Here is a 21309-nt window from a genome sequence, read left to right as displayed (position 1 = left end):
GCGTCAGCGGTAAAGGGCGGGGCGCTCGACCAGTTCGACCTCCGTCCGGCGGCCCTCGGCCTGCGCGCGGACGCCCGCCTCGCAGACGGCCGCCGTCGCGTACCCGTCCCAGCTGCTGGGGCCGGTGACCTCGCCGCGCAGCGTGGCATCGACCCAGGCCTGCACCTCACGGTCGTAGGCGTCCACGAACCGCTCCACGAAGTCCGGGGCGATGGAACCGCCCCACCGTCCGGCCGTGTTGACGAGCATCCCGTGTGCCTCGCCGATCCGTGCCGTGCCGTTCTCGCAGACCGCCTCGGCCTGCACCTGGTAGCCGAAGCGGCAGTTGACGTAGATCTCCACGTCGACCAGCACGCCCCCGTCGGTCTCGAAGACCACGAACTGCGGATCCGACAGACCCTCGGGCGCGTTGCCGGACGGCTTCGGCTTCATCACCGTGACCGCCGTGATCTCCTGGCCGAGCAGCCAGCGGGCGACGTCCATCTCGTGCACCACGGAGTCGTTGATCAGCATCTGCTCGGTGAAGTACGGCAGGACGTCGGCGTTGCGGTGCCGGTTGTGCAGCATCAGCGGCCGGCCCAGTTCACCGCCGTCCAGCAGCGACTTGAGCCTCATGTACTCGGCGTCGTACCGCCGCATGAAGCCGACCTGGACGCGTCGGTGGCCGAGTTTCTGCTCCGCCTCCATGACGCGCAGTGCGGAGGCCGCGTCCGGAGTGAGCGGCTTCTCGCACAGCACCGGCAGATTGTGCTCGAAGGCGGTGAGCAGCGCCGCCTCGTGCGCCGGACCGGGGGAGGCGATGATCACGGCGTCGACGTCGTCCGCGGCCATGGCGGCGGCCGGGTCGGTGTACGCGGTGCAGCCGTCGATGCCCGCGGCGAGCTGCTTGGCCCGTTCCGCGTCGAGGTCCGCGACGGCCGTCACCCGCGCCCCGCTGATGACCTCGGTGATACGGCGTACGTGGTCGGCCCCCATCCGGCCGGTGCCGATGACGGCGACGCCGAGTGTTCCGCGCTGGGTCATGGTGTTCGGTGGTCCCTTCGAGTGGTTCAGGCGCCGCAGGAGCGGAGGAACTTACGGGTGCGTACGGCGATGGGGAGGGGCTTGTCCGGCTCGCACGGGTACATGTCCTGCTCGACGATGGCGAACAGGTCGACTCCGAGGCGCTGCGCGGCAACGAGGACCGGTTCCAACTCCGGTACTCCGGAAGGTGGTTCGCACATCACACCGCGCTGCACGGCGGGGCCGAACGGCACCTCGTTCTTGACGACGTCGGCGAGGATGCCGGGGTCGACCTGCTTGAGGTGCAGATAGCCGATCCGCTCGCCGTAGGTCTCGATGAGCTTGACGCTGTCGCCGCCGCAGTAGGCGTAGTGCCCGGTGTCCAGGCACAGGTTGACCAGGTCGGAGTCGGTCGAGTCGAGGAAGCGCTCGACATGGTCCTCGGTGTCGATGTGCGTGTCCGCATGCGGGTGCACCACGATGTCGAGGCCGTACATCTCCTTGACCTCGTGGCCGAGCCGTTCCATGCCCTTGGTCAGGTGGGCCCACTGCTCGGCGGTCAGCTCCGGCGGCTCCAGGATCTCGGCGGTCTTGTCGTCCCGCCAGAAGGAGGGGATGACCACCAGATGCTTCGCGCCCATGGCCTGGGTGAGCGCGGCGACCTCGCTGACGTGCTTCCAGGTGGACTCCCAGACGGAGGGGCCGCGGTGCAGCCCGGTGAAGATCGTGCCGGCCGACACCTTCAGCTGACGCTTGCTCACCTCGTCGGTGAGCCGGGCGGGGTCGGTCGGCAGATAACCGTACGGGCCGAGCTCGATCCAGGAGTAGCCCGCGTCGGCGACCTCGTCCAGGAACCGTTCCCAGGGGACCTGCTGCGGGTCGTCGGGGAACCAGACGCCCCAGGAGTCGGGGGCCGAGCCGACCCGGATGCGGTCGAGGGGGGTGGTCATCTCAGGAGGTCCCTTCGGGGGTGGCCGCCACGGGCGCTTGGAGGTCTTCCGCTTCGGGGAGTTCTTCGACGTCGACGCCTCGTACCTGAGCCAACTCGTGCTTGAGGGCGGCGAGTTCGGCGCCGCCCGCCATGTGGTTGGTGAGTTCCTCGAGGCTGACCTCGCTGCGGTCGGCGGAGAGTTCCATGGTGCCGAGGCGGAGCACGCTGAAGTGGTCGCCGACCATGTAGGCGTGGTGGGGGTTGTGGGTGATGAAGATGACGCCGAGGCCGCGGTCGCGGGCGGCGGCGATGTACTTCAGGACGACACCGGACTGCTTGACGCCGAGCGCGGCGGTCGGCTCGTCGAGGATGAGCACGCGGGCGCCGAAGTAGACGGCGCGGGCGATGGCCACGGACTGGCGCTGGCCGCCGGAGAGGGTGCCGATGGGCTGGTCGAGGTCGTCGAGGATGATGCCCATGTTGCGCAGTTCCTCGTCGGCGGTCTTCTTCATCCGCGCGATGTCGAGGCGGCGCACGGGCCAGGGGCCCTTGGTCATCTCGGAGCCGAGGAAGAAGTTGCGCCACACCGGCATCAGCGGCACGGTGGCGAGGTCCTGGTAGACGGTGGCGATGCCGCGGTCGAGGGCCTCGCGCGGGGTGGTGAAGTGCACGGGTTGGCCGTCGACGTGGAACTCGCCCTCGGTGTGCTGGTGCAGTCCGGAGATGATCTTGATGAGGGTGGACTTGCCGGCGCCGTTGTCGCCGAGCACGCAGGTCACCTTGCCGGGGTGGACGGTCAGGGAGACGCCGTGCAGGGCGCGGATGTTGCCGTAGGCCTTGCCGGCGCCGCGCAGTTCGACGATGGGCGTGCCGTCCTGGGGTGCGGCGTCCTTGACGAGGGAGGCGCCGGGTGAGGTTCCGTTGGTTGTCATGTGTTCAGATCACCTCCGGGTCGCCGTGCGGCGGACCCACAGATTGACGAGGGCGGCGACCAGGAGCATCACGCCGAGGAATGCCTTGAACCAGTCGGGGTTCCAGTTGGCGTAGACGATGCCCTGGGAGACCATGCCGAAGATGAAGGCGCCGATGACGGGGCCGATGGCGGAGCCGTAGCCGCCGGTGAGCAGGCAGCCGCCGATGACCGCGGCGATGATGTAGAGGAACTCGTTGCCCACGCCCTCGCCGGACTGCACGGTGTTGAACGAGAACAGCAGGTGCATGCCGACGAACCAGGCGCCCGCGCCGACGCCCATGAACAGGGCGATCTTGGTGAACTTGACGGGGACGCCGACCGCTCGGGCGCTGTCCTGGTTGCCGCCGACGGCGAAGATCCAGTTGCCGAACTTGGTGCGCAGCAGCAGCCAGGTCGCGGCCGCGGCGAACACCAGCCAGTAGAAGATGGTGATCTTGAAGTTCACGCCGCCGATGCCGACCTCGGAGGCGAAGATCTTCTTGGCCTGGTCGAAGCCGTCCATGTCGGCGATCGAGTCGCTGGCGACGTTGCCGGTGAAGATCTTGGTGACGGCGAGGTTGGCGCCCTGCAGGACCAGGAAGGAGCCCAGGGTGATCAGGAAGCTGGGCAGTCCGGTCCTGACCAGCAGATAGCCGTTGAACGCGCCGACGGCGAGGGAGGCGATCAGTGCGACCAGGACACCGGTCCACACGTTCGTGGTCAGCTGGAAGCTGAGGATCGCGGCGGTGAGCGCCGAGGTGGTCACGGCGACACCGGCGGACAGGTCGAACTCGCCGCCGATCATCAGCAGGGCCACCGGGATCGACATGATGCCCATGACCGAGGCCTGGTAGAGCACGGTGGACAGCGAACTGGCCTCGCGGAACGAGGGGGCCACCGAGAAGAAGAAGATGTACACGCCGACGGCGGCGATCAGCGCGCCGACCTCGGGGCGGGCGAGCAGCCTGCGTCCCAGGGAGCGCTGCGTGGCACGGCCGTCCTTCTGAGTGGCCGGCGAGGCCGGCGACGAGGGACTCGTCGCCGGTGCCGTTGCCTGACTCATGGTCATCACCGGGTACCCTTCGCGGCGAACGTGGCGATGGTGTCGACGTTGGACTTGTCGACGAACGCCGGTCCGGTCAGCACGGGTGCCTCGCCACCGCCGCTGTAGTTGCCGTTGGTCTTGTAGAGCCACAGGGAGTCGACCGCCAGGTAGCCCTGCAGATAGGGCTGCTGGTCGACGGCGAACGAGATGTCACCGTCCTGGACACCCTTCACCAGGTCCTTGTTGAGGTCGAAGGTGGCGACCTTGGCCTTGCTGCCCGCGTCGCTGACCGACTGCACCGCCGTCAGCGCGAACGGGGCACCGAGGGTGACGACGTAGTCGATGGAGCTGTCCTGCTTGAGCTTCGCGGTGATCGTCGACTTCACGGACGGCATGTCGGTGCCGTTGACGTAGAGGTTGTCCGTCTTGCCGCTGAAGGTCTTCTTCACACCGGCGCAGCGGGCCTCGAGGGCGACATGGCCCTGGTCCTGGATCACACAGATGTTGTGCTTGGCGCCGAGCTCGTTGAGCTTCTTGCCGAAGGCCTCGCCCGCGACGGTCTCGTCCTGGCCGAAGTACTCCAGCAGGCCCTGCTTCTTCCAGTCGTCCACACCGGCGTTGAAGCCGACCACCGGGATGCCGGCCTTCTCGGCCTTGGCGACCACGTCCTTCATGGCGTCCGGCTTGGCCAGGGTGATCGCGATGCCGTCGACCTTCTGGTCGATCGCGTTCTGGATCAGGTTGGCCTGGTTGCCCGCGTTGGCGTCGCTGGAGTAGATCAGCTTGACGTTGTCCTTGGCGGCCGCGGCCTGGGCGCCCTTGCGGATGGTGTCCCAGAAGGTGTCGCCGGGGGGTGCGTGGGTGACCATCGCGATCGTCATGCGGGGGGTGTTGGCCTTGCCGGCGGAGGCGTCGGCGCCGCTGTCCTGCGCCTTCTTGCCTCCGGAGCTGCTGGAGCAGCCGGCTATGAGCAGCGCGGATGCCGCGACTGTCGCGACGAGTGGGGCGATTCTGCGAGAGCGGGGGTGAAGCGTGCGATCCATCTTTCCAGCACCTCACTGTGCGACCGGGGGAAAGGGAACGGGACGGCGCGGGGCGCGTGGCCCGTGCGGGGCCCGGACGGAGGTCCGGGTCTTGAGCCGGTGACGCGGCTGTTTCGTTGGGACGGGATACAAGTCCCTGTTGCACCCAGCTGTCAATACTTTGTTAAGACATCATTTCAGGAGCAGGTCCGAATGTCAGTACAAAGTCTTGACAGGAGCTTGCTGTGGGTCCTACACCTAAGAGGCATCCGGGCGCCCCGTTGCCCGCATCCCACGCATCAGGAGCGTCACGCATGCCTGAGTCCGCTGAATCCTTCGACGTCATCACCATGGGACGCATCGGCGTAGATCTCTACCCCCTGCAGACAGGTGTGCCGCTCGCGCAGGTCGAGTCCTTCGGAAAGTTCCTCGGCGGCTCGGCCGCCAACGTCGCGGTGGCCGCCGCGCGCCTGGGCCGGTCCACCGCGGTGATCACCCGCACCGGACAGGACCCCTTCGGCACCTATCTCCACCAGGCGCTCAAGGAGTTCGGCGTCGACGACCGCTGGGTCACACCTGTCGCCGCGTACCCCACGCCGGTCACGTTCTGCGAGATCTTCCCGCCGGACGACTTCCCGCTGTACTTCTACCGTCGGCCCAAGGCGCCGGACCTGGAGATCCAGACCGATGAGCTGGACTTCTTCGCCATCCGCGCGGCCCGGATCTTCTGGATCACCGGCACCGGCCTGAGCGAGGAGCCCAGCCGCTCGGCCACGCTCGCCGCGCTGAAGGCGCGCGCCAAGTCCGGCACCACGGTCTTCGACCTCGACTGGCGCCCCATGTTCTGGAAGGACCCGGACAGCGCGCGCCCGTACTACGCCGAGGCCCTGCGCCACGCCACCGTCGCCGTCGGCAATCTCGACGAGTGCGAGATCGCCACCGGTGTACGTGAACCGCGGGCCTGCGCCCAGGCCCTGCTCGACGCCGGTGTGGAACTGGCCGTCGTCAAACAGGGCCCCAAGGGAGTCCTGGCCGTCCACCGCGACGGCACCGTCGCCGAGGTCCCACCGGTGCCGGTGGAGGTCGTCAACGGCCTTGGCGCGGGAGACGCGTTCGGCGGCTCGCTCTGCCACGGTCTGCTGTCCGGCTGGGAGCTGGAGAAGACCATCCGGTACGCCAACGCGGCCGGCGCGCTCGTCGCCTCCCGACTCGCCTGCTCCTCCGCGATGCCGACCGAGTCCGAGGTCGAGGACCTCCTCGTACGCGGCTGACCGAGTCCGAGGCCGAGGAGTCCCCGTACGCGGATTCCCTCGTACGCGACTGACCGAGTCCGACGCCGAGGAACCCCTCGTACGCGGCCGACCGACGCCACCCCTGAACGGAGCCTGTCTTGAGCATCAGCATCCCCGACCTCGTCACGGTGCGCGCCCGGCACCCGGAGGCCATCGCCGAAGCGGCCGCCCGCCGTGTCCGCCGCCCGTTGATCGGCGACAGCGGCCGCCTGATGATCGTGGCCGCCGATCACCCCGCGCGCGGCGCCCTCGGCGTCGGCGACCACCGCCTGGCCATGGCCAACCGCGCCGACCTCCTCGAACGCCTCTGCGTCGCGCTGTCCCGGCCCGGGGTGGACGGGGTCCTCGCCACCGCCGACATTCTTGAGGACCTGCTGCTCCTGGGCGTCCTGGAGAACAAGGTCGTGATGGGCTCCATGAACCGCGGCGGGCTCGCGGGCGCCTCCTTCGAGATGGACGACCGCTTCACCGGCCACCGCGCCGAGGACATCGAGCGGCTCCGCTTCGACGCCGGAAAGCTGCTGCTGCGCATCGACTACGACGATCCCGGCTCCCTGGAGACCCTGCAGACCACCGCCCGCGCCGTCGACGACATGGCCGCGCGCCGACTGCCGCTGTTCGTCGAGCCGTTCATATCCCGCCGGGTGGAGGGCACCGTCCGCAACGACCTGAGCGCCGAGGCCGTCACCCGGTCCATCGCCATCGCCTCCGGTCTCGGCGGCACCTCCGCCTACACCTGGCTCAAGCTGCCGGTCACCAACGACCCCGACGACATGGCCGAGGTGCTGGAGGCCTCCACCCTGCCCGCCGTGCTGCTCGGCGGCGAGGTCGGCAGGGACCAGGAAGGCGCGTACGAGAGATGGCGCAAGGCCCTGCGGCTGCCCACCGTCCAGGGCATGGTCGTCGGCCGGTCGCTGCTGTATCCCGCCGAAGGCAGCGTGGAGACCGCGGTGGACACCGCGGTCGGCCTGCTCTGAATCCCGTAGAGGAGCCACCCCGATGACCACCACGCACCACCTTCCCGCGGGCAAGGCCGCCGCCGACGGCTACACCGTCGAGGTGACCCCCGAGTCGGCCGGCTGGGGCCACTCCAGCCTGCGCGTCCTCGAACTGCCGCCCGGCGGCTGGCACACCTTCGACACCGGCGACAGCGAGTGGATCGTGCTCCCGCTGTCCGGCGGCTGCACCGTCGCCGTCGGCGGCGACACGTTCCGGCTGGCGGGGCGCGAGAGCGTCTTCAGCGGGGTGAGCGACTTCGCGTACGTTCCCCGCGACGCCCAAGTCTCGATCGCCTCCCGCGACGGCGGGCGGTTCGCGCTCACCGGCGCCCGTTGCGAGCGCCGACTGCCCGCCCGCTACGGGCCCGCCTCGTCCGTGCCGGTCGAGCTGCGCGGCACCGGCACCTGCTCCCGCCAGGTCAACAACTTCGGTGCCGCCGGGGTGTTCGAGTGCGACAAGCTGATCGCCGTCGAGGTGATCACGCCGGGCGGCAACTGGTCCTCCTTCCCGCCGCACAAGCACGACGAGCACCGGCCCGGCGAGGAGTCCGAGCTGGAGGAGATCTACTACTTCGAGTTCGCCGCCCACCAGGGCACGCCCGGCCTCGGCTACCAGCGGGTCTCGCCCTCGGGCCACGGCAGCGGCACGGACGTGCTCGCCGAGGTGCGCGACGGCGACGTCGTCCTCATCCCGGACGGCTGGCACGGACCGTCCATGGCCGTACCCGGCCACGACATGTACTACCTCAACGTGATGGCGGGCCCCGGCGACGACCGGTCCTGGCTGATCTGCGACCACCCCGACCACGCCTGGATCCGCGACACCTGGCCGGAGCAGCCCGTCGACCCCCGCCTTCCCCTCTACACGGCACCGGAGAAGTCCTGATGAGCACCCCCACCCGCCGCCTGACCGTCGCCCAGGCACTGGTGCGCTTCCTGTCCGCGCAGTACAGCGAGCGCGACGGCGTACGCCACCGGCTGATCGCCGGCACCTGGGGCATCTTCGGCCACGGCAATGTGGCGGGCATCGGCCAGGCGCTCCTGGAGGCCGGTGAGGACACCATGCCCTTCCACCAGGGCCGCAACGAACAGTCCATGGTGCACGCGGCGGTCGGCTACGCCCGCCAGCTCAACCGGCTGTCCGCGCAGGCCGTGACGACGTCCATCGGCCCCGGCGCCACCAACCTCGTCACCGGAGCGGCCCTGGCCACCGTCAACCGCCTGCCCGTGCTGCTCCTGCCCGGCGACTACTTCGCGACCCGCCCGGCCGACCCGCTGCTCCAGCAGCTGGAACACCCCGTCGAGGCCGACGTCTCCGTCAACGACACCCTGCGCCCGGTCTCCCGCTACTTCGACCGGATCACCCGCCCGGAGATGCTGATCCCGTCCGCGCTGAACGCCATGCGGGTCCTGACCGACCCGGCCGAGACCGGCGCCGTCACCCTCGCCATGCCGCAGGACGTGCAGGCCGAGGCGTACGACTGGCCCGAGGAGTTCTTCGCCGAGCGCGTCTGGCACGTACGCCGCCCCGCACCCGACCCGCTCGAACTCGCCGAAGCCGTAGGGGCGATCCGCGCCGCCGAGCGCCCGCTGATCGTCGCCGGCGGGGGAGTCCACCACAGTGAGGCCGAGGCCGCGCTGAAGGCCCTGGTCGACGCCACCGGCATCCCGGTCGCCTCCACCCAGGCGGGCAAGGGCTCCCTGCGGTACGACCACCGGGCCGACCTCGGCGGCATCGGCCACACCGGCACCGCCGTCTGCGACGACATCGCCCGCACCGCCGACCTGATCATCGGAGTCGGCACCCGCTACACGGACTTCACCACGGCGTCCAACACGCTGTTCCAGAAGCCCGACGTCCGGTTCGTCAACCTCAACATCACCGCCTTCGACGCCCACAAGCTCGCCGCCCACACCCTGGTCGCGGACGCGCGGACGGGTCTGGAGGCGCTCACCGAGGCGCTGTCCGGCCACCGCGTCGACGCGGCGTACGAGGCCGAGTACCGGTTGGGCAAGGAACGCTGGGACGACGTGGTCGAGGCGGCCTACCGGGCCGAGGACTCCGCCGTGCCCACCCAGACCCAGGTCCTCGGCGCCCTGGACTCCGTCGTCGGCGACGACGACGTGGTCATCAACGCGGCCGGCTCGCTCCCCGGCGACCTGCACAAACTGTGGCGAGCCCGCAGCCCGCGCCAGTACCACCTGGAGTACGGCTACTCGTGCATGGGCTACGAGATCCCGGCCGGCATCGGCGTCCAGCAGGCCGCACCGGACACCCCGGTCTGGTCCCTGGTCGGCGACGGTACGTATCTGATGATGCCGACGGAGATCGTCACGGCCGTGCAGGAGGGCCTGCCCGTCAATCTGGTCCTCATCCAGAACCACGGCTACGCCTCCATCGGCGGCCTCTCCGAGGAGACCGGCGGCGAGCGCTTCGGCACCGCCTACCGCTACCGCGTGGCCGACGGCACCTTCTCCGGGGCACCGCTCCCGGTGGACCTCGCCGCCAACGCCGCCAGCCTCGGCATGGACGTCCTGCGCGCCAAGACCGTACGCGAACTGCGCGACGCCCTGGCCGCGGCGCGCGCCTCCGACCGGCCCACCTGCGTCTACGTCGAGACCGACCCGACGCCCACCGCCCCGCCCGCCGAGGCGTGGTGGGACGTACCGGTCGCCGAAGTGGCCACGCGTGACGCCGCGTTGACCGCCCGCGAACGGTACGACGGCCATGTCGTTGCCCGCCGACGCCACCTCTGACTCCCCCGCTCACGAAAGGCCCGCACCATGAAGACCATCACCCACTGGATCGGCGGCAAGCCCGTCGAGTCCACCTCCGGGCGCTTCGGCGCCGTCTACAACCCGGCCACCGGAGCCCAGGAGAAGCAGGTCGGCTTCGCCTCGGTCGACGAGGTGGACGCCGCCGTCGCCACCGCGAAGGCCGCGTTCGAGAGCTGGGGGAGCGCCTCGCTCGCCAAGCGCACGGCGATCCTGTTCAAGTACCGCGAGCTGCTGGACGCGCACCGCGACGAGATCGCCGAGCTGATCACCGCCGAGCACGGCAAGGTGCACTCGGACGCGCTCGGCGAGGTCGCCCGCGGCATGGAGATCGTCGAGCTGGCCTGCGGCATCTCCGAGAAGCTCAAGGGCGAGCTGTCCACGCAGGTCTCCACCCGGGTCGACGTCGCCTCGATCCGCCAGCCGCTGGGTGTCGTCGCGGGCATCACGCCGTTCAACTTCCCCGCCATGGTGCCGATGTGGATGTTCCCGCTCGCCATCGCCTGCGGCAACACCTTCGTCCTCAAGCCCAGCGAGAAGGACCCCTCCGCCTCCTTCCGGCTCGCCGAACTGGCCTCCGAGGCCGGGCTGCCGGACGGCGTACTCAACATCGTGCAGGGCGACAAGGTCGCCGTGGACCGCCTCCTGGAGCACCCGGACGTCATCGCGGTCTCCTTCGTCGGTTCCACGCCCATCGCCAAGTACATCCAGCTCAAGGGCATCGAGCACGAGAAGCGCGTGCAGGCCCTGGGCGGCGCCAAGAACCACATGCTCGTCCTCCCCGACGCCGACCTGGACTTCGCCGCCGACCAGGCCATCAACGCCGCGTACGGCTCGGCCGGCGAGCGCTGCATGGCCGTGTCGGTCGTGGTCGCCGTCGGTGACACCGGCGACGACCTGGTCGGCAAGATCGCCGAGCGGGCGAAGGGCCTGAAGATCGGCCCCGGCAACGACCCGGCGAGCGAAATGGGCCCGCTCATCACGCGCGAGCACCGCGACAAGGTGGCCTCGTATGTGGCGAGCGCGGCCGAGCAGGGCGCCGAGGTCGTCGTCGACGGCACGGGCTACTCGGTCGAGGGCCACGAGGACGGCTTCTTCCTCGGCGTCTCGCTGCTCGACAAGGTGCCGGTGACGGCGGACGCGTACAAGGACGAGATCTTCGGCCCGGTGCTGTGCGTGGTGCGCGCCGACACCTACGACGACGCCATCAAGCTCATCAACAGCTCCCGCTGGGGCAACGGCACCGCGATCTTCACCCGGGACGGCGGCGCCGCCCGCCGCTTCCAGCTGGAGGTCCAGGCGGGCATGGTCGGCATCAACGTGCCGATCCCGGTGCCCGTCGGCTACCACTCCTTCGGCGGCTGGAAGGATTCCCTCTTCGGCGATCTGCACATCTACGGCAACGACGGCATCGCCTTCTACACCCAGGGCAAGGTGATCACCACCCGCTGGCCGGACCCGGCCGACGGCGGCATCAACTTGGGCTTCCCCAGCCACTCCTGACTCGAAGGGGCAGCCGGTGCGGGAACGGCCCCGCAGCCTTGCGCACCGGCCGCCTTCAGGACCGACCGTCAGGACGATGCGATGGCAAGGGTTACCGCCCACCGAACCGCCGGCTCCACCCGGGCGAGGGCCGCGTCCACGCTCGCGGACATCGACTTCGCGCTCGACCGGGGCAGCCCCGTCCCGCTCTACTACCAGCTCGCACAGCAACTGGAGTCCGCGATCCAGCGCGACGTGCTGGGCCCGGGGAGCCTCCTGGGCAACGAGGTCGAGCTCGCGGGACGGCTCGGCCTGTCCCGCCCCACCGTCCGCCAGGCCATCCAGACCCTGGTCGACAAGGGGCTCCTGGTCCGCCGCCGCGGCGTGGGCACCCAAGTGGTGCACAGTCAGGTCAAACGCCCGCTGGAACTCAGCAGCCTCTACGACGACCTGGAGACCGCCGGACAGCGCCCCACGACCCAGGTGCTGCACAACGAGATCGAGCCGGCCTCCGCCGAGGTCGCGGCCGCCCTGGGGATCGCCGAGGGCAGCGGCGTGCACCGCGTGGAGCGGCTGCGTCTCACCCACGGCCAGCCCGTGGCAGCCCTGTGCAACTACATCCCGGAGGGACTGCTGGACGTCGACACCGCCCGGCTGGAGTCGACCGGCCTGTACCGCATGATGCGCGCCGCCGGCATCACCCTGCACAGCGCCCGCCAGTCCGTCGGCGCCCGCTCCGCCACACCGGAGGAGGCCGAACGGCTGCACGAACCCGCGGGCGCCGCCCTGCTCACCATGCGGCGCACGGCCTACGACGACACCGGCCGCGCGGTGGAGTACGGCAGCCACATCTACCGCGCCTCGCGGTACGCGTTCGAGTTCCAGCTGCTCGTGCGGACATGAGCGCGTGCGTGCGGTCGTCCGACGATGAGGGCGAACGCCCTTGAAAGCGTTCGCCCTTGAAGGCGTGTGCCGTTGATGTCCTGGCCTCTGAGGGCGTACGCCTCTGACGTCGTACGCCCCTGAGGGCGCCCCGCCGACGGGTCAGCCGACCGCGGCCGTGGTCCCGCGCACGACCAGCCGAGGCGCCAGGACGATCTCGCGCGCCGTGGTGCGGCCCTCGTCGAGGCGCGCGACGGCGGCCGTGATGGCGTGCCGGGCCTGGTCCGCGGCGTTCTGGCTCACGGTGGTGAGGTCGAAGCAGGCCAGTCGGGACAGCGCGCTGTCGTCGTAGCCGGCCACGGAGACGGTGCCGGGGACATCGACGCCGGCGCGACTGAACGTGGCGAGGACCCCGACGGCGCACTGGTCGTTGGACGCCACCACCGCGTTGGGCAGACCGTCCTCGGCGAGGAACTGCCGGGCCGCCCGCTCGCCGGCCGCCTCGGTGTGATCGCCGGGCACGACGCGGATGTGCTCGGCGAGGTGGTGGCGGCGCATGGCGTCCTGGTAACCACGGCGGCGGTCGGCGGCGATGACACCTTTGCCGCCGTCGACGAAGGCGATGGAGCGGTGCCCCAGGCCGACCAGATGGTCGACGACCTGGCCCACCCCGTCGTCGTCGGCGGTGCGGACGACGTCCAGGTCCTCCGCGCCGACGCGGCGCCCCACGACGACGACCGGCAGCTTGCGGCCCAGCGCGGTCAGTTGTGCGGCGGGGGCCTCCGGCGCCAGCAGGATCAGCGCCTCGCACCGGAAGTCGAGCAGGGTCTCCACGGACTTGTGCTCGTCGCGGGTGCGGGTCACCGTGCTCAGCACGAGGTCGTAGCCGACCTCCTCGGCCGCGATGTACATGTCCTCGACCAGCTCGGCCTGGAAGGCGCTGTGCACGTCGACCATGACCCCGAGCAGCCGGCTGCGCCGACGGGCGAGGAGGCTCGCGTTCCGGTCCGGCCGGTATCCCAGGTCGGCGGCCGCCTGAAGGACACGTTTGCGGGTGCGCTCACTGGGGCCCGGCGCGCCGCGCAGCACCAGCGACACGGTGGCTGTCGACAGGGCTGCCCGGGCCGCCACGTCCTCGAGGCGCGGGCGCGGTCCGGCGCCCGTACGCGGGGGAGTGGTAGCGGGGGCTGATTCGTCCACGTGCTCTGCCATCGCCTTCCTGGACTTCTCTGCCGTAACACCCTTGACTCACCGAATAGACGCGGCACATATTACCAGCGACTTAAAGCGCTTTAAAGAATCCTGATGCTCGGATAAGAACCGTGGCGCCTGCGGCTGGCGGCCGGGAAGCTGAAGGCGGCCGCGGCCGGGATGTGACCTCGCCGGAGGCCCGGGGACGCGGCCTCCCGGCTCCCGGGCGTGCGGTTGCCGGGAGCCGGTCCAGGACCGCTCGTCACTCCTGCTCGGCGTCGCGACGGACCCGTCCGCGGCGGCGCAGCAGGAGCAGTCCGCCCGCGAGGGCGGCGACGCCGGTGGCAGCGGTCCAGGCGGGAAGGTCGGAGGAGCCGGTGGCGGCCAGGTCGCCACTCCTGCCGCCTTGAGGGCTCGCGCCGGCGGAGGGGGCGGCGGACGCAGCGCCGGAGCCCGACGCGCCGGATGCGGCGGTCGAGGGCGTCGGCGACGCCGTCGCCTCGACCACGGTGGCCCGAGCGCGGGTGAACGCCAAGGTCCCGAAGCCGAGTTGGTCGTAGCCGCCGCTGTTGGGGCCGTAGTCACCGCCGCCGCCCTCGGGCGCGAACCGGGCCGCGATCCGCGTCAGGTACTGCGCGTCCAGCCCCCGGCGCTTGGTGTAGTGGTTGGCGATCATGGCCCAGATCGGCCGGGCCATGGCCGGGTCGACGGCCGCCGCCTGGGACGCGGTCTCCGTGCCCGACCAGATGCCGGGCGCGCCCTTCTTCCGGGTGTACGAGGTGTAGGGCATGTCGCCGCCCATGCTCCACTTGGCCACGTACTGGGCGCCCTTGAGGAAGCGGCTGTCGTCGTAGCCGTACAGGTCGATGCCCTGGTTCCAGGCCATCTCGCAGATGGTGCCCATCAGGCCGACGCCCAGCAGGGCATGGCCCTGGTCGCGGCCGGCCTCGGCCCACTCGGCGAGGCCGTCGGAGTGGACGACCGGGATGGCGTTCTTGACGGAGCCCATTCCTGCACCGTGCTTGAAGTACGCGACGGCGCGATCGACCTTGGCACGGTCGTCGCACAGGATGCCGATGGCGAGGACGGAGGCGATGTTCGTCAGGTCCCAGTTGGCCCAGTAGTTGGTGACGTAGGCGCCGTTGTGGTTCGCGAGGAAGTCCTCGCTCAGCGGGTGGAAGACATTGAGCATCATCTTCTGGAAGCGGGCCAGCTCGAAGCCGTCGTGGCCGCGGACGAGTTCGGCGGCGTTGGCGAACTGGTAGCCGTAGAGGCCCGAGGCGAGGAACCGGTCGGCGCTGCCGTCGAGCTTGGTCAGCTTGGCCGACCAGGCGTTGAGGATGTCGCGGGCGGTGTCGGCGTGCGCGGTGTCACCGGTGACGTGCCAGCGCAGGGCGTTCTGGTAGGCCGCGTGGACGTCGTTGTAGAGCGTGGCGTAGTTCTCGGGCGTGCCCGAGCCGCGGTAGACGGTCGCCTGGGGATTGGCCGTCCAGGTGCTCTGCGCATGCCGGTTGGCCGTCAGTTTGGCGAAACCGGCCGTGTAGGGCTGCGCACCGGCCTTCACCTTGGCCGCCATACGGGCCAGGTCGGCCCGGGTGTGCAGCATCCCGGGATGCGCGAAGACACCAGCGGCCGCCGACGCCGGGCCCGCCGCGGCAACGGCAGTGCCGGCCCCGGCGGCGCCCGCGGCCGCACCGGCGATCTTCAGCATGTTCCGGCGACTGATCTGTGCTGTCACTGACTTGGTTCCTTCACGCTCGGTGCCAGGGGATGCCTACGCACAGGAGACGTCGTGGAACGCGGTCGATAACAGAAAGTTGGGCGACTGCGGGACACGGTGCGCCCGTGACCCGTCCGGCCCATCCGGACGAACCGGATGGGCCGGACGTTCGTCACGGCGCTACCTGAGTCCGCCGAAGGTCACGACGAGGTGGCCGTCCGCGGCGAGGGACCAGTGCAGGGCACCGGAGTACGAGGAGCACCGGGAGCCGTTCGAGCCGGACCAGAACTGGTTCGAGCTGTCGGCGTCGCCGATGATCCGGTCGTTCGTCCCGCTGCTGGTGCTGCGGCACGAGGTGTTGTTGCGGAACACCGAAGTGCCGCCGTCGAACGAGTAGTTGCGCTGGGCATTGTCGATGCTGACGTTGTCCGACACCGTCATCGTGCCGGGGTTGCTGTTGTAGGTGAATCCGTGCTTGCCGTTGTGGTAGGCGATGCTGCGCCGGACGATGTGGTTGACCGCGATGTCCTCGCCGCCGAGCTTGTAGCCGTTGCGGTCGCCGTTGGAGTTCACGGTGCCGTCGCTGAGGGTGCCGTTGTCGTAGGAGAGGGAGTCCTCGATGGTCACCGGGCCGATGGCTCCCGTGTCCGTCTTGGCGTAGAGGTCCCAGCCGTCGTCGATGTTGTTGTGGGACACGGCGTAGCGGAAGACGTTCCCGGAACCGACGGTGAGCTTCGCGGCGAAGCCGTCGGCGTCCTCGCCGTCGGAGTCGGCGTTGTCGTGCGACTCCGCGCTCAGGATCAGGTTGTTGGACGGCCACTGGTCCTTGGGGGTGCTGGAGGCCATCCGCGAGAGCTGCAGCCCCGAGTCACGGTTGAAGCGCGTCACCGTGCGCTCGATGATGTTGTTGCTGCCGCCCACGAAGATCCCGTTGTCACCGGCGTGTTCGACGACGATGCCGTTGACGTGCCAGTACGACCCGTCCACGGCCAGCCCGCGGTTGGCCGAATCCTCGGTCTGGGCCGAGAAGTTCAGTACCGGGGTCTCTCCCGGGTAGGCGGACAGTGTCGTGCGGGCGCTCGAGGTGCCGTTGTTGGTGGGCGGGATGGTGACCGTCTGCGCGTAGCTGTAGGTCCCGCCGCGCAGGTAGATCGTCCCGCCGGGTGTGATGCCGCTGATCGCCGAGGTGAGCGTTGTCGGGGCCGACTGCGTTCCGGCCGCGCTGTCGCTGCCGTTCGGCGCCACGTACAGGGCGGAGTCCGACGGCGGTGTGGTGCTGCCCGGCACATCGGCGTCGAGGTAGTCGAGGTTGGGCAGACCGGCGGAAGCGGTGGGGCTGAACCGGATGGTGTTGCTGCCCGAACTCACCGGCACCGTAAGCGTCTTCGTCGTCCAGGCCCCCCACGTGCTGGTGCTCTCGAAGGACGCCGTCGTGGCTGTCGAGCCGTTCACCGTGACGGTGGCAGGCCGTGCGGTGGTGGTCCCGTTGGCGAAGCGGACGTTCAGTGTCGCCGTGCCCGCGGCGGGGGCGTTCACCGTGAACTGCGCGTAGGCGCCTACCGCGTTGGTGCCGTTGCAGAATCCGCTGCCGGAGTAGCCGGCCCAGTCGGAGTCGATGGTGCCAGTACAGACCGCCGGGGAGCTCTCGGCCTCATAGCGGGTGGACGCGGCCTGCGCCGTGGTGCCTGACAGCGCGACGAGCGCGCCTGCTAACAGGCTGACGCACGCGATGACGGGTCTCAGCTGCATCGTTGGTCTCCATGTTGGTTGGTTCGTCTGACCAGGGACTCCGTACAAGGGGCGGTCGAGGAACTGTGCGGGCACCCCCTTTTTCTGGCGCGGTTCCGAGTGCGGCAGGTGCGGCAGGTGCGGCAGGTGCGGCAGGTGCGGCAGGTGCGGCAGGTGCGGCAGGTTCGGCAGCGTGAACAGGCCGGACAGTCGGACGACGCATCCGTTGAGGGAAAGCGCTTTCTTCAACGCTAAAGACTTGCCGTGAACGCGTCAATAGACGGGTACTTGATCCTTATTCACAGACATGAACTAAATGGAAGCCGTCGGCGGTCTTCCGGGCAGCTGTCCGGAAGACCGCCGAGATGCTCAAGCGCTGCGGCGGACAGTGATCCTTCTTCTGGTCATGCCGACCATGAGAAGGGCGCCGCGTGTCCGTTGCGGCCGGTGAAGTCCCACGAGCGGCCGTGTACGCCCTTGCCGGTCGCGCGGGTGGACCGGGCGATCGTCAGCGTGCTGTTCGCCGGGTGGAACATGCCGGTCAGCCCCATCACCGGACCGTGCTCGCCGAACTGTGGGGCCACCTGGTCCTCGATCTCGATGTCGATGGTGTCTGCTACCACCACCGTGTGGCGGCGACCGTCGTCGTGGTAGTCGATGGGGACGCGTTCGACGCCGAGGACCTCGCCGATGAGGGGGGTGAGCGCCGCCATCGGCCCGCCCACTTGCCCGGAGAAGACCTTGCCCAGCGCGTCCGCCTGGCCGTCGTCGGCCGAACCGTCGACATACAGCGCCACCTGCCATCCGCCGTCGGCCATCAGGCGGGGCGCGTCGGCGAAGAGGACGACGCTGTGGTCCGACACGTCCACGCCGTCGACCTCGCCGCGGTCGACGTGGAACGCCAAAGTCAACTGGCAGCGCTCGTGGTCTGCGGGTGCGGTGAGGCCCGAGGTGGTGCATGGACACACGACATCGCAGTTACAGCTCTCCAGATATGTGCCGTTCAGATTCCAAGCCATTTCTCTTCACCTGCCTGATGCGCACGCCTGCGCTCAGATGTCACCAGAGAAGACGGGCCGTGGACGCGTATCGCGCGCCCACTTGGCCACAAGATCGACATCGGGGGCGCCTCTCGGTGTGGGTGGCCGCCCGAGCACTTTTCAGCCTAGTCCCGCACCCGCACACCGGACCACGCTCGTCACACCTGACATACGGAGCCTCCGGCGGCTGCAGACTCAGGCGTACCGGGCCGTTGTACAGACGCCGATAGGGGTGGAAGCCGTAACCGCGACCGGGCCATCGCCGATTGGCTCGGCACTCGAACATGCGATGCCCGATTCAAGAGTTCGAATCCCTCGCTGCGCGGAAGGCTCGATCGCGACGACGGATTCGAGTTCGCGGACGATCGCCGGGCATCGGGAGGCGTGGTGTGAGCGAAACGGCGAGCGTGCTCAGCCCGGGAAGGCGATGCCGCACAGCCTGCGGATCTCGTCCATCGTCCGGAGTGTGACGACCGAGTCGTCCAGCGGTCGGATCGGGGACTCGAGTCGGCCGGCGGCGATGCACCGGGCGACCTCCGCCGCCTCGAAGTGCAGGGCGTTGTGGGCCACTTGGGGCTCGGTGTACGTCAAGGGCGTGTCGGCCCCGGCCGGGGCGCCGAGGATCCAGGTGGCGAGCGCGACGGGTAGGTGCCGAGGTCCAGCAGCGGGCCGCCAGCCAACTCCGCGCGCAGGATGTGGTGTTCGGCGGTGAAGTGCTCGCCGAACTCGGCCAGCACGGTGTGGATGTCGCCGAGGGCACCGGAGTCGAGGACCTGGCGGACGACGTCGAACTTGGGCAGGAAGTGGGTTCAGAGGGCCTCCGCGCAGAACAGGCCCCGTTCGGCGGCGAGTTCGGCGACTGATCGGCGCCCATGATGCCCGCGCCGATCACCCCAATCCGTATGCTCCCTGCCACGCTCATGCCAGGGTCACCCACGTCCCCTGCTCGGCGGAGCGTGACATGGCGTCCAGCGTGGCAGCGCTGTGAACCGCGTCAACCAGCGTCGCGCCGCATGGGGTGTCGTCAGCGATGGATCGCAGGAAGTGGTGGGCCTCGATGACCTTGAGGTCGTCATAACCCATGCCGTTGGCCGAGCCCGGCTGGAAGGCGGCGTACTCGCCGTCTCCAGGACCGACGTACACGGTGCTGACCGGTTGGTCCTGATACGACGTGCCCCGGCTGACACCCAGTTCGCCCATGCGCCGGAAGTCCCAGAAGACCGCGCCCTTGGTGCCGTGCACCTCGAAGCCGTAGTTGTTCTGCTCGCCCACCGAGACCCGGCATGCCTCCAGCACACCTCGCGCGCCGGAGGCGAAGCGCAGCAGACAGTTGACGTAGTCCTCGTTCTCCACGGGTCCCAGCTCACCGCCCGCCGCGCGCGTGTGACCGGCGGTCGCGCCCGTCGGGCGGGCCCTCTCCGGCAGGAAGATCGCGGTGTCCGCGGTCAGCGCCTCGATCTCGCCGAGCAGGAAGCGCGCCAGGTCGACGCCGTGCGAGGCCAGGTCGCCGAGGACCCCGCTGCCGCCCCGCTCCCGCTCGTAGCGCCAGGTCAGCGCGCCCTCGGGATGTGCCGCGTAGTCGCTGAACAGCCGGATGCGGACATGGGTGACGGTGCCGAGCTCGCCGGAGGCGATCAGTTCGCGGGCGGCGGCGACCGCGGGCGCGCCCCGGTAGTTGAAGCCGACCGTGCCCTGGACCCCGGCCTTGGCCACCGCGTCCGACACCGCGCGGGCGTCCCCGGCGGTCAGGCCCACCGGCTTCTCGATCCAGATGTGCTTGCCCGCCTCGGCCATGGCGACGCCGATCTCGCGGTGCAGGAAGTTCGGGGCGGCGATGCTCACCGCCTCGACTCGGGGATCGGCGGCGACCTCACGCCAGTCCCGGGCCGCGGTGGCGAAGCCGTACTGGGCCGCGGCCTCCTCGGCGCGGCCGGGCACCTCGTCGGCGACGGTGACCAGTTCGGGCCGTACGGACAGCTGCGGAAAGTGGTGCGGCACGCGGGCATACGCCTGGGTGTGCACCCGTCCCATCCAGCCGAACCCCACGACGGCAACGCCGAGCGTACGCACCATGACTGCCCCTCTTTGGACCGGTCCAACAAGTTCCCGGCTCACATTGAACGCCCTTATGAGACGTGTCAAGCCCTTTGACAAGCCCACCGGCCGTATGGAACGGTCCAGACCATGAGAGCACCGACGATTCGCGACGTCGCCGAACGGGCCGGAGTGTCGAAGTCGCTGGTCTCCCTCGTGCTGCGCGGGTCCGACCAGGTCCGCGAGGAGAAGCGGCAGGCCGTGCTGGCCGCCGTCGAGGAGCTCGGCTACCGGCCCAACGCCGCCGCGCGCAGCCTCAGCGAGCGGCGCACCCGCACGGTCGGGGTGCTCCTCAACGATCTGCGCAACCCCTGGTTCGTGGAGCTGCTCGACGGCCTGAACTCCCGGCTGCACGACTCCGGTCTGCACATGCTGCTCGCCGACGGCCACCTCAACCGGCGCCTCGGCGAGGATCTCACCCGCACCTTCATGGACCTGCGGGTCGACGGTCTGATCGCCGTCGGCACACTGCCGGTCTCCGAAGCGCTGCGTACGGCCGCCGGGCGGATTCCCACCGTGGTCGCGGGCGCCCGGGAGCCCGTGCTGCCCGGTGTGGACGTCGTCGCCAACGACGACGAGCAGGGCGCCCGCCTCGCCACCGAGCACCTCATCGGCCTGGGCCACCAGCGCATCGCCCACATCGCGGGGCAGGGGATGGTCGGTGAGCTGCGCCGCCGCAGCTTCGAGGCGGTCATGCGCGAGCACGGCTTGGCCGAGGCGGCGATCGTGGAACAGGGCGACCTGACCGAGGAGGGCGGCTACCGGGCGACCGTCCGGCTGCTCAGCGCCCCCGAACGACCCACCGCCGTCTTCGCGTTCAACGACATCGCCTGTGTCGGCGCCCTGTCGGCCGCCGAGGAGCTCGGCCTCCAGGTGCCGCGCGACCTCTCCCTCGTCGGCTACGACAACACGTACCTCTCACGCCTGCGCCACCTGTGGCTCACCACCGTGGACAACGCCAGCCACGACGTCGGCCGCCGTGCCGCGCAGCGCCTGCTCGACCGGATCGACGACCCCGCCCGCCCCGGCGAGGTCGTCCTCACCGCGCCGGTCCTCGAAGTCCGCGGCACGACAGCGCCGCCGCGCGGTCAGGCCGGAGCGGGAGCCGGAGCGGTGGTGGCGCGGGCGGTCAGGGACGCCGAGTAGCGGCGCAGC

At 69.9% G+C, this 21309-nt stretch carries 20 protein-coding genes; 8 read left to right on the top strand and 12 right to left on the bottom strand.

Annotated features, from left to right (window positions below; genetic code table 11):
* Positions 1–3: 3 nt before the first annotated feature.
* From ACFY0T_RS29020 to ACFY0T_RS29000, 5 genes are read right to left on the bottom strand one after another with little or no spacing between them, the layout of a single operon-like run.
* Entirely contained in the window at positions 4–1023 is a 1020-nt protein-coding gene (locus ACFY0T_RS29020) for a Gfo/Idh/MocA family protein (RefSeq protein WP_388876613.1), read from the bottom strand.
* A 26-nt stretch (positions 1024–1049) separates the two neighbouring features.
* Positions 1050–1952 (bottom strand): sugar phosphate isomerase/epimerase family protein, encoded by a 903-nt coding sequence (locus tag ACFY0T_RS29015; protein ID WP_388876610.1) that lies wholly within the window; start codon positions 1950–1952, stop codon positions 1050–1052.
* Position 1953: 1 nt separating this feature from the next.
* Positions 1954–2865, bottom strand: a complete 912-nt coding sequence (locus ACFY0T_RS29010; protein WP_388876607.1) for an ATP-binding cassette domain-containing protein — start codon at positions 2863–2865, stop codon at positions 1954–1956.
* A gap of 9 nt (positions 2866–2874) precedes the next feature.
* Positions 2875–3948 carry an ABC transporter permease gene (locus tag ACFY0T_RS29005; protein ID WP_388876604.1) on the bottom strand — a complete coding sequence of 358 codons (1074 nt, stop codon included), beginning with the start codon at positions 3946–3948 and terminating at the stop codon, positions 2875–2877.
* A 5-nt stretch (positions 3949–3953) separates the two neighbouring features.
* Positions 3954–4973 carry a sugar ABC transporter substrate-binding protein gene (locus ACFY0T_RS29000; protein WP_388876601.1) on the bottom strand — a complete coding sequence of 340 codons (1020 nt, stop codon included), beginning with the start codon at positions 4971–4973 and terminating at the stop codon, positions 3954–3956.
* 293 nt (positions 4974–5266) lie between these two features.
* Here ACFY0T_RS29000 and iolC point away from each other — a divergent pair, with 293 nt between their 5' ends.
* The 6 genes from iolC to ACFY0T_RS28970 all read left to right on the top strand — a co-directional run bounded on the left by iolC (position 5267) and on the right by ACFY0T_RS28970 (position 12402).
* The gene (iolC, locus tag ACFY0T_RS28995) at positions 5267–6223 is read left to right on the top strand and encodes a 5-dehydro-2-deoxygluconokinase (protein ID WP_388876598.1); all 957 of its coding nucleotides are present in this window, start codon (positions 5267–5269) and stop codon (positions 6221–6223) included.
* Between the two features lie 119 nt (positions 6224–6342).
* On the top strand, positions 6343–7221 hold the full coding sequence (locus ACFY0T_RS28990; protein ID WP_388876595.1) for a deoxyribose-phosphate aldolase: 879 nt from the start codon (positions 6343–6345) through the stop codon (positions 7219–7221).
* 22 nt (positions 7222–7243) lie between these two features.
* The gene (gene iolB, locus ACFY0T_RS28985) at positions 7244–8128 is read left to right on the top strand and encodes a 5-deoxy-glucuronate isomerase (protein ID WP_388876592.1); all 885 of its coding nucleotides are present in this window, start codon (positions 7244–7246) and stop codon (positions 8126–8128) included.
* Positions 8128–9999, top strand: a complete 1872-nt coding sequence (iolD, locus tag ACFY0T_RS28980) for a 3D-(3,5/4)-trihydroxycyclohexane-1,2-dione acylhydrolase (decyclizing) (RefSeq protein WP_388876589.1) — start codon at positions 8128–8130, stop codon at positions 9997–9999. The genes iolB and iolD overlap by 1 nt, the downstream gene beginning before the upstream one ends.
* Positions 10000–10026: 27 nt before the next feature.
* Positions 10027–11520, top strand: coding sequence for a CoA-acylating methylmalonate-semialdehyde dehydrogenase (locus ACFY0T_RS28975; RefSeq protein WP_388876586.1), 1494 nt, complete (start codon positions 10027–10029; stop codon positions 11518–11520).
* Positions 11521–11601: 81 nt separating this feature from the next.
* Entirely contained in the window at positions 11602–12402 is an 801-nt protein-coding gene (locus ACFY0T_RS28970) for a GntR family transcriptional regulator (protein WP_388876583.1), read from the top strand.
* Between the two features lie 141 nt (positions 12403–12543).
* Here the strand turns inward: ACFY0T_RS28970 and ACFY0T_RS28965 are convergent, their stop codons facing one another.
* The 6 genes from ACFY0T_RS28965 to ACFY0T_RS28940 all read right to left on the bottom strand — a co-directional run bounded on the left by ACFY0T_RS28965 (position 12544) and on the right by ACFY0T_RS28940 (position 18797).
* Positions 12544–13593 carry a LacI family DNA-binding transcriptional regulator gene (locus ACFY0T_RS28965; protein WP_388876580.1) on the bottom strand — a complete coding sequence of 350 codons (1050 nt, stop codon included), beginning with the start codon at positions 13591–13593 and terminating at the stop codon, positions 12544–12546.
* 241 nt (positions 13594–13834) lie between these two features.
* Complete coding sequence (locus tag ACFY0T_RS28960) at positions 13835–15283, bottom strand: alginate lyase family protein (protein ID WP_388876836.1); 1449 nt, start codon at positions 15281–15283, stop codon at positions 13835–13837.
* A 189-nt stretch (positions 15284–15472) separates the two neighbouring features.
* Positions 15473–17041: a carbohydrate-binding protein gene (locus ACFY0T_RS28955; RefSeq protein ID WP_388876577.1), complete on the bottom strand. Its 1569-nt coding sequence runs from the start codon at positions 17039–17041 to the stop codon at positions 15473–15475.
* 383 nt (positions 17042–17424) lie between these two features.
* Positions 17425–18039, bottom strand: a complete 615-nt coding sequence (locus tag ACFY0T_RS28950; protein ID WP_388876574.1) for a DUF1326 domain-containing protein — start codon at positions 18037–18039, stop codon at positions 17425–17427.
* Positions 18040–18471: 432 nt separating this feature from the next.
* On the bottom strand, positions 18472–18630 hold the full coding sequence (locus ACFY0T_RS28945) for a hypothetical protein (RefSeq protein WP_388876572.1): 159 nt from the start codon (positions 18628–18630) through the stop codon (positions 18472–18474).
* Between the two features lie 17 nt (positions 18631–18647).
* On the bottom strand, positions 18648–18797 hold the full coding sequence (locus tag ACFY0T_RS28940; RefSeq protein ID WP_388876569.1) for a hypothetical protein: 150 nt from the start codon (positions 18795–18797) through the stop codon (positions 18648–18650).
* Here ACFY0T_RS28940 and ACFY0T_RS28935 point away from each other — a divergent pair.
* Complete coding sequence (locus ACFY0T_RS28935; RefSeq protein ID WP_388876858.1) at positions 18759–18923, top strand: hypothetical protein; 165 nt, start codon at positions 18759–18761, stop codon at positions 18921–18923. The genes ACFY0T_RS28940 and ACFY0T_RS28935 overlap by 39 nt on opposite strands.
* A gap of 55 nt (positions 18924–18978) precedes the next feature.
* Here ACFY0T_RS28935 and ACFY0T_RS28930 read toward each other — a convergent pair whose 3' ends face one another.
* On the bottom strand, positions 18979–20133 hold the full coding sequence (locus ACFY0T_RS28930; RefSeq protein ID WP_388876566.1) for a Gfo/Idh/MocA family protein: 1155 nt from the start codon (positions 20131–20133) through the stop codon (positions 18979–18981).
* A 111-nt stretch (positions 20134–20244) separates the two neighbouring features.
* Here ACFY0T_RS28930 and ACFY0T_RS28925 point away from each other — a divergent pair, with 111 nt between their 5' ends.
* Positions 20245–21300, top strand: a complete 1056-nt coding sequence (locus ACFY0T_RS28925; RefSeq protein ID WP_388876563.1) for a LacI family DNA-binding transcriptional regulator — start codon at positions 20245–20247, stop codon at positions 21298–21300.
* The last annotated feature ends 9 nt before the right edge of the window (positions 21301–21309 follow it).

This window comes from Streptomyces sp. NPDC001530 (assembly GCF_042894545.1).
Lineage (GTDB): Bacteria > Actinomycetota > Actinomycetes > Streptomycetales > Streptomycetaceae > Streptomyces.
This window is presented reverse-complemented; position numbering and strand designations above follow the sequence as displayed.